Origin of the sequence: Psychrobacter sp. A3, assembly GCF_028823565.1 — a bacterium.
Taxonomy (GTDB): domain Bacteria; phylum Pseudomonadota; class Gammaproteobacteria; order Pseudomonadales; family Moraxellaceae; genus Psychrobacter; species Psychrobacter celer.
The window spans coordinates 1-6,418 of record NZ_JAPEHS010000109.1; the positions used below are offsets into that span (position 1 = coordinate 1).

A 6,418-nucleotide genomic window follows, 5' to 3' on the forward strand; every position below is an offset into this window, starting at 1 on the left:
CCGCCGGTATCGCCAAATACTGCGCCGCCAAGGTTGCGCTGAATATTGGCTCTGATATCGACGCCTGTTTGCGCGGCGACAAAAGCTCCATCACTGAGTGTGTATTGCTGCTTGCCGACCTCGATGATTTGCATGTCGCCATCTAGCGTTGGTGCAAGCAGGCAGTCTCCTTCGCCGCCCGTCGCTTCTATCTGCTGCTGAAATAGGGATTCATCATTGGCAAAGCGGCGCATCAACGACTGCATCAGTCCGCCTTGTAGCTTGCCTTTTAACTCAAGATTGGACTCCATCATGACCATGGCGTTGGCTTCACAATAAATAGAGTCCCCCTTTTTTAGATTGCAGTGCAAAAAAGGCTCAATGGTACCGATTAAGCTAAATGTCGCGGCCATAGGGGCAAATCCTTCTTTTAATTTTTTTGATAGAGGCGATGTCACAGGGGCTGATTTATAAAGCTTTATGCTGCGTAATAAACATAAAGCCATCAAATGTGAAAAATGAGCACACTTGATGGCTTATTTGCTGCCGCAGTCCTATATAGATGGTGACTGCGACGATGGAGGGTTTAACCCTTGATAGATTTAAACCATGATAAGTCTAGATCTTGATAAGTTTAAACCCAGATAAGGTTAAACGATGGCGTTATACATTTACGCCATAAGAAGCCGCTAATGGGCCAAGACCGCCATTAAAGCCTTGTCCAACCGCGCGGAATTTCCAATCGCCGTTGTGACGATATAGCTCACCGAAGATCATAGCCGTCTCGGTGCTACCGTCTTCTGATAGGTCGTAGCGAGCGATTTCGGCTTGTCCATTATCATTGACTACGCGGATATAAGCGTCGCCCACTTGGCCGAAGTTTTGGTTACGAGCTTGGCCTTCATAGATGATGGCACAGATGGCGACTTTGCTGACATCCGCTGGGACATTGGCTAGGTTGATTTTGATTTTCTCATCATCGCCGTCGCCTTCGCCAGTACGGTTGTCACCGGTGTGCTCGACCGCGCCGTTGTCTGACTTTAGGTTGTTAAAGAAGATAAAGTCTTGATCGTTACGGACTTTACCCGCTTCATTCAACAAAAAGCCGATGGCGTCTAAGTCAAAATCTTGACCGTCGGTCGCCCGCGGATCCCAGCCAAGACCGACTGTGATGTTGGTCAAGCCTGGCGCTTCTTTTGATAAGTTTACGTTGCCGCCTTTTGTTAAGCTAATAGCCATATAAATATCCTATGAATTAATAATTAAAAGTTTTTGGTGTTATAAGTCAAAAATAGGGCAGTCATGACTATCTGAGCACAAAAGATCAATAAATCGACCTGTATGCCATATGCTGCCTATCGTTACGTCTAACTATACTAAGCGATTGCTGAGTAAGCAAGGCGTATTTTGTGTGACTATACAACATGTATCTTTCTGTCTACAAAAAAGTAAGATTATGACTATATCCATCGTCGTTTCGCTATTTATCTGATTATCATTTATAATAGCGCGCTCAGGTTCCCTCTACCCTGCTGTAAAAAAAGGCCGATTTATGAGTATTAGTACTGTTTTGACAACCCCGATCGAACCCATTCGCTATCGCCGCGCGCTATTTTGGCTGGTCAGCCTGCATATCTTTATCATCGCCAGTAGTAACTACTTAGTGCAGATACCTGTCGAGCTGTTTGGCTTTATCACCACATGGGGCGCTGTTACTTTTCCCTTTATATTCTTGATTACTGACTTGACCGTGCGTATCTTTGGTCAGCATTTAGCCAGACGTATTATCTTTTTTGCGATGATGCCTGCGCTGATGATTTCTTATTATTTTTCTGTGGTGTTTTCAAATGGTCAGTTTATTGGTCATGAGCATCTACTGGATTTTAATTTATTTGTCTTTCGCATTGTACTGGCCAGTTTTAGCGCTTATGTGGTCGGACAGCTGCTGGATATCCAAGTATTCAATAAACTGCGCCGTTTGAGTATTTGGTGGGTTGCACCGCTCGCATCGACGTTTATTGGCAATTTGGTCGATAGCTTTTGCTTTTTTGCCATCGCTTTTTATAAAAGCCCAGATCCTTTTATGGCGTCGCACTGGATTGAGATTGGTACGATGGACTATTTGTTTAAGATAGTGATGGGCGTGTGTGTTTTTTTACCGCTCTATGGCGTGGTGTTGGCAAAACTTCAGAAGATGCTGGCAGGGAAGTAAACACCAGCAAAGATAGTGAGTCCTTAATATCAGTAGGACGGTACTGGTTTTAGAATAGATTAATGATATAAGGTTGGATATCACGCTAGATAATGAGCGAAGTCTGCAAGCGCACATAAAAAAACAGGTTATACCAATTGCTTGATATAACCTGTCATTTGATCACTTAATGAAATCGAATGCTGACACTAAACACAGCTGCGTTATTCAAGTGCTTGGCGTTTACGGTAGTTGAGTGATGCAACAAAGGCCCAACCAATAAAGGCGATACCGATAAGACCAGTGATCAGCTCTGGCACGTGGAATTTCACCGACAATAGCATGATGATGGCCAAAGCACCGATGGCATAATGCGCGCCGTGCTCTAGATAGACAAACTCATCGAGCGTGCCTTTATCGACTAAGAAGATAGTCATCGAACGGACAAACATCGCACCGATGGCAAGACCTAGCATGATGACAATCACGTCATTGGTAATGGCAAAGGCACCAATCACACCATCAAAACTAAACGACGCATCAAGGACTTCTAGGTATAAGAAACCGATGATACCGCCTTTCATGATGGCGCTGGTGGCCTCAGATCCTGAGGTGCCGCCTTCGTGCTCTAGCTCTTCTTCCAAATCGCCCTCGAGCATACCTGATACCACTTGGACACCAAGATAGACAAGAATACAGACACGCCTGCGATTAATACCGCCGCTGATTGCTCAGCACTGGCCCACGATACCGCAACCATCAAAACGATCAGCGCCACAAACACGCTCATGGCATCGACTTTGCCCAGCTTTACCAAACGGCTCTCTAACCATTCAAACCAATGCACTTCTTTATCATCAAAGATAAAGTTTAAGAACACCAGCAATAAGAAAATACCACCAAAGGCAGAGATCTCTGCATGGTGTGCCATGAGTCTGGCAGAGTATTCTTCTGGGTTATACAACGCCAGATTGATCACTTCCATCATACCAAGGTCAGCAGTGACGGCAACGATGACGATTGGGAAGACCAAACGCATACCAAATACGGCGATTAAAATACCAACCGTTAAAAAGATTTTTTTCCAAAATTCGTCCCAGCCTTTGAGGACTGAAGCGTTGACCACCGCATTATCAAATGATAATGAAATCTCCATGACGGCCAAAATAGCAGTAATAGATAGGGTGGTTATCATACCGCCCATACCGCCGTGTGAATATCCCCACCATGCCGCGATTGCAAGGGCAATAATGGTAAAGATAAAGTCTAAATAAAAATGTCTCATGACACATCCTGTCTGGTTGCGTAAAGCTAAGGTCGGCCTATTATAGGCACAAACTGCAAAAAAGTGGTTATCGCTAACCACTTTTTATGGATAATTTTAAACGAAACCTAAAGTATTGCTAGTCGTTTGCCGATGAAAAATTGTGACTGTTTTGCAACCAAAATTTGTGCGTATCATCGTGTCTGACAGTGCGCTATGACTGTCTGTTCGCTAGGATAGAGGGTTATAGTCAAAATTAGATATCGACGCCATATTGATGACACATCGCCTGCAAGCCGCCTGAGTAGCCCTGACCGACAGCGCGGAATTTCCATTCGCCATTATGGCGATATACTTCGCCAAATACCATGGCGGTCTCGACCGAGTAGTCTTCTGCTAAGTCAAAGCGAACGACTTCTGTACCTGTTTCTTCATTAACCACACGGATAAAGGCGTTGGCCACTTGACCAAAGTTTTGATTGCGCGCTGCCGCATCATGAATGGTGACCGTGACCACGACTTTGTCGATATCGGCTGGGACTTGGGTGAGGTTTACTTTGATGACTTCATCATCGCCATCGCCTTCGCCTGTACGGTTGTCGCCAGTATGCTCCACTGCGCCATTGTCAGATCTGAGCTGATTGTAGAAAATAAAATCATGATCGCCGCGTACTTTGCCCGCGGTATTTAATAAAAACACACTGGCGTCCAGATCAAACTCAGCGCCAGAGGTAGCGCGCTCGTCCCAGCCAAGACCGATGAGCAGCTTGGTTAGGTTTGGGTCGGTTTTGGTAAGCGATAAGTTACCGCCTTTGTTCAGTGATAAAGCCATGGGATTGTCCTTATTATTAGGGGAAGGAGGCGCAGGATAAAAGCACGGGCCATGTCATGGCACATCTGAGCAGATCGAGCCGAGCAAAACCTATGACGGGATTGGTATTTGGACAGCCTGCGCTTTTTCGCCGCGTAGTAGTGCTCTATCATAACAACAAAAAATGGCCCAATCAAAGCCGATTGGGCCATTGTGATATTTGCTACAAAACACGACGAAAGCTGGGCAAACAAGGCGGTATAGGCCTTTTTTATGCCTTAACGATGACGAATCTCAAAGCTTTGGTGGATGGGTTTTTTGATATTAAAATCAAAGCCGATGGTCTTTGGCGTGATATTGACAATATCGTAGCGCTCGCTTAGCTGCTCGTCCAACTCAAAACGGGTGAAGTTATTAGAAAAATACAACACGCCATCAGAGGTTAAGCGGTTCATGGCGCGATTGATAAGGGCAGCATGGTCGCGTTGCACATCAAAGGTGCCTTGGAATTTTTTTGAGTTGGAAAAAGTCGGCGGATCGATAAAGATAATATCAAACTGCTCAGTATTGTTCTTGATCCACTCAAAAATATCGGCAGCGACGAACTGATACTTGCTCCCACTGACATCCAGACCATTTAAGGCAAAGTTTTGCTTGCCCCAATCGAGATAGTTTTGTGACAGATCCACGCTAGTGACTTTTTTGGCGCCAGCGAGTGCTGCGTGTACACTGGCCGTACAGGTATAAGCAAATAAGTTAAGTACTGACTTGCCGCGACTGTTGGCTTTGATACGGGCGCGCATGTTGCGATGGTCGATAAACAGGCCGGTATCGAGATAGTCGGTAAAGTTGACATAAAAGTAAGCGCCATCTTCGCGTGCGATATAAAACTTACCGCGCTTTTCGCTACTGCCTTGTTTGCTGTATTGCTCATTACCTGATTGACGGGCGCGGGTTTTGATAAAGACCTGCTCGCGGTTGATATCAAACACCTCACGGATACCCATCAGGGCGAGGTTGAAGCGTTTTTTTGCGGTCTCAGGCGGGATGGTTTTGGGCGGTGCGTATTCTTGCACGTGCGCATAATCACCATACAGGTCAATGGCCACTTTAAAGTCGGGCAAATCAGCGTCATAGACACGAATATTGCTGACATTGTCTTTTTTGGCGAGTTTTTTAAGCTTGGCGAGTTTTTTTTGTAGACGGTTGATAAAGTCTTGCCCGCCCTCTACCGTGATGTCACGCTTCTCAAAACGACTGACCAGATGGCCTATTTGCCCAGCGATAAGGGTCCCATAACGAAAATAAACCGTAATGGCACCGTTGTGACAGCGCAGGGTTTTTGGTTCTTTGATTGGCAAGATATCGACATGCTCGACACGAGCGGCCAGTATGCCAAGCATTGGATTAATGCCACTACCTGCAAAGCTGTCTTGCAAAATAAGCCCGATTGACTGGTATAAAGGCTTGATAATGTCTTCATCGCCCAAGCGCTCGCCATAAGGTGGGTTGGTAATGACAAGCGGATTGCTCAAGCGGCCGTCATCGACCAGCGGCTTTAGCACACCGCCTAGTTGATTGAGCGCGCGCGTCTCGATATCAAGCAGCGGCAACAGTTCTTGCAACCCTGCGGCGATCAGGTTTTTTTCTGTGGCGAGTATCGCGCCGCTATCAGCATCAAAACCCAAAATCAGCGGCAAGGTGTCTGGCTGCTCTTGAGCAATGGCGAGCGCCTCGCGAAAACGGTTTTGGGCACCCTCAATCATCTGCTGCCAGAGCGCATCATCATGATGTTGCCATTCATAAAATCCGAATTGATTGGCTGCTTTATCGATACCGACAGCATAATCACAATGCATCAAGAGCGCTTCGATAATAAACGTACCTGAGCCGCACATAGGATCGATAAGAGCGTTATAAAAAGGCGTGTTACCTGCGTCGTTTTTCTTATGCCAACCTGCGCTATAGAGTAGCGCTGCGGCTAGGTTTTCTTTTAAAGGCGCGTCGGTCATGGCCACACGATAGCCGCGGCGATGCAAGCTGGTACCAGATAGGTCTAGATACAGCTCGGCTTGCTTGTCATTGACAGTAGCAAACACAGAAAAATCTGGGTTTTTGCTGTCGACGTTGGGGCGGCTGTCATATACTTCATTGAAGGTATCGGCGATGGCGT

At 46.2% G+C, this 6,418-nt stretch carries 5 protein-coding genes and 1 pseudogene; 1 reads left to right on the forward strand and 5 read right to left on the reverse strand.

Annotated elements, in window-relative coordinates; genetic code table 11:
• The coding region (locus NK638_RS11340; protein ID WP_274633101.1) for an AIM24 family protein at window positions 1-392 on the reverse strand (392 nt) is incomplete at its 3' end.
• A gap of 250 nt (window positions 393-642) precedes the next feature.
• Window positions 643-1,218, reverse strand: coding sequence for a TerD family protein (locus NK638_RS11345; protein WP_105245096.1), 576 nt, complete (start codon window positions 1,216-1,218; stop codon window positions 643-645).
• 313 nt (window positions 1,219-1,531) lie between these two features.
• Between NK638_RS11345 and NK638_RS11350 the strand changes: the two genes are divergently transcribed.
• Window positions 1,532-2,191 carry a 7-cyano-7-deazaguanine/7-aminomethyl-7-deazaguanine transporter gene (locus NK638_RS11350; protein ID WP_198335508.1) on the forward strand — a complete coding sequence of 220 codons (660 nt, stop codon included), beginning with the start codon at window positions 1,532-1,534 and terminating at the stop codon, window positions 2,189-2,191.
• A gap of 203 nt (window positions 2,192-2,394) precedes the next feature.
• On the opposite strand, the pseudogene NK638_RS11355 reads toward NK638_RS11350, so the two are convergent.
• From NK638_RS11355 to rlmKL, 3 genes and pseudogenes are all read right to left on the reverse strand, one after another.
• Window positions 2,395-3,455 (reverse strand): annotated as a pseudogene (locus NK638_RS11355) (DUF475 domain-containing protein).
• A gap of 235 nt (window positions 3,456-3,690) precedes the next feature.
• Window positions 3,691-4,266, reverse strand: a complete 576-nt coding sequence (locus NK638_RS11360; protein WP_105245099.1) for a TerD family protein — start codon at window positions 4,264-4,266, stop codon at window positions 3,691-3,693.
• Between the two features lie 257 nt (window positions 4,267-4,523).
• Window positions 4,524-6,418 (reverse strand): bifunctional 23S rRNA (guanine(2069)-N(7))-methyltransferase RlmK/23S rRNA (guanine(2445)-N(2))-methyltransferase RlmL (gene rlmKL / locus NK638_RS11365; RefSeq protein WP_274633102.1); only part of this gene is annotated, 1,895 nt, incomplete at its 5' end.

What these genes read in the sequence shown, in the direction of transcription:
- NK638_RS11345 (WP_105245096.1), bottom strand. Translation starts at nt 1,218, where the DNA reads ATGGCTATTAGCTTAACAAAAGGCGGCAACGTAAACTTATCAAAAGAA.
- NK638_RS11350 (WP_198335508.1), top strand. Translation starts at nt 1,532, where the DNA reads ATGAGTATTAGTACTGTTTTGACAACCCCGATCGAACCCATTCGCTAT.
- NK638_RS11360 (WP_105245099.1), bottom strand. Translation starts at nt 4,266, where the DNA reads ATGGCTTTATCACTGAACAAAGGCGGTAACTTATCGCTTACCAAAACC.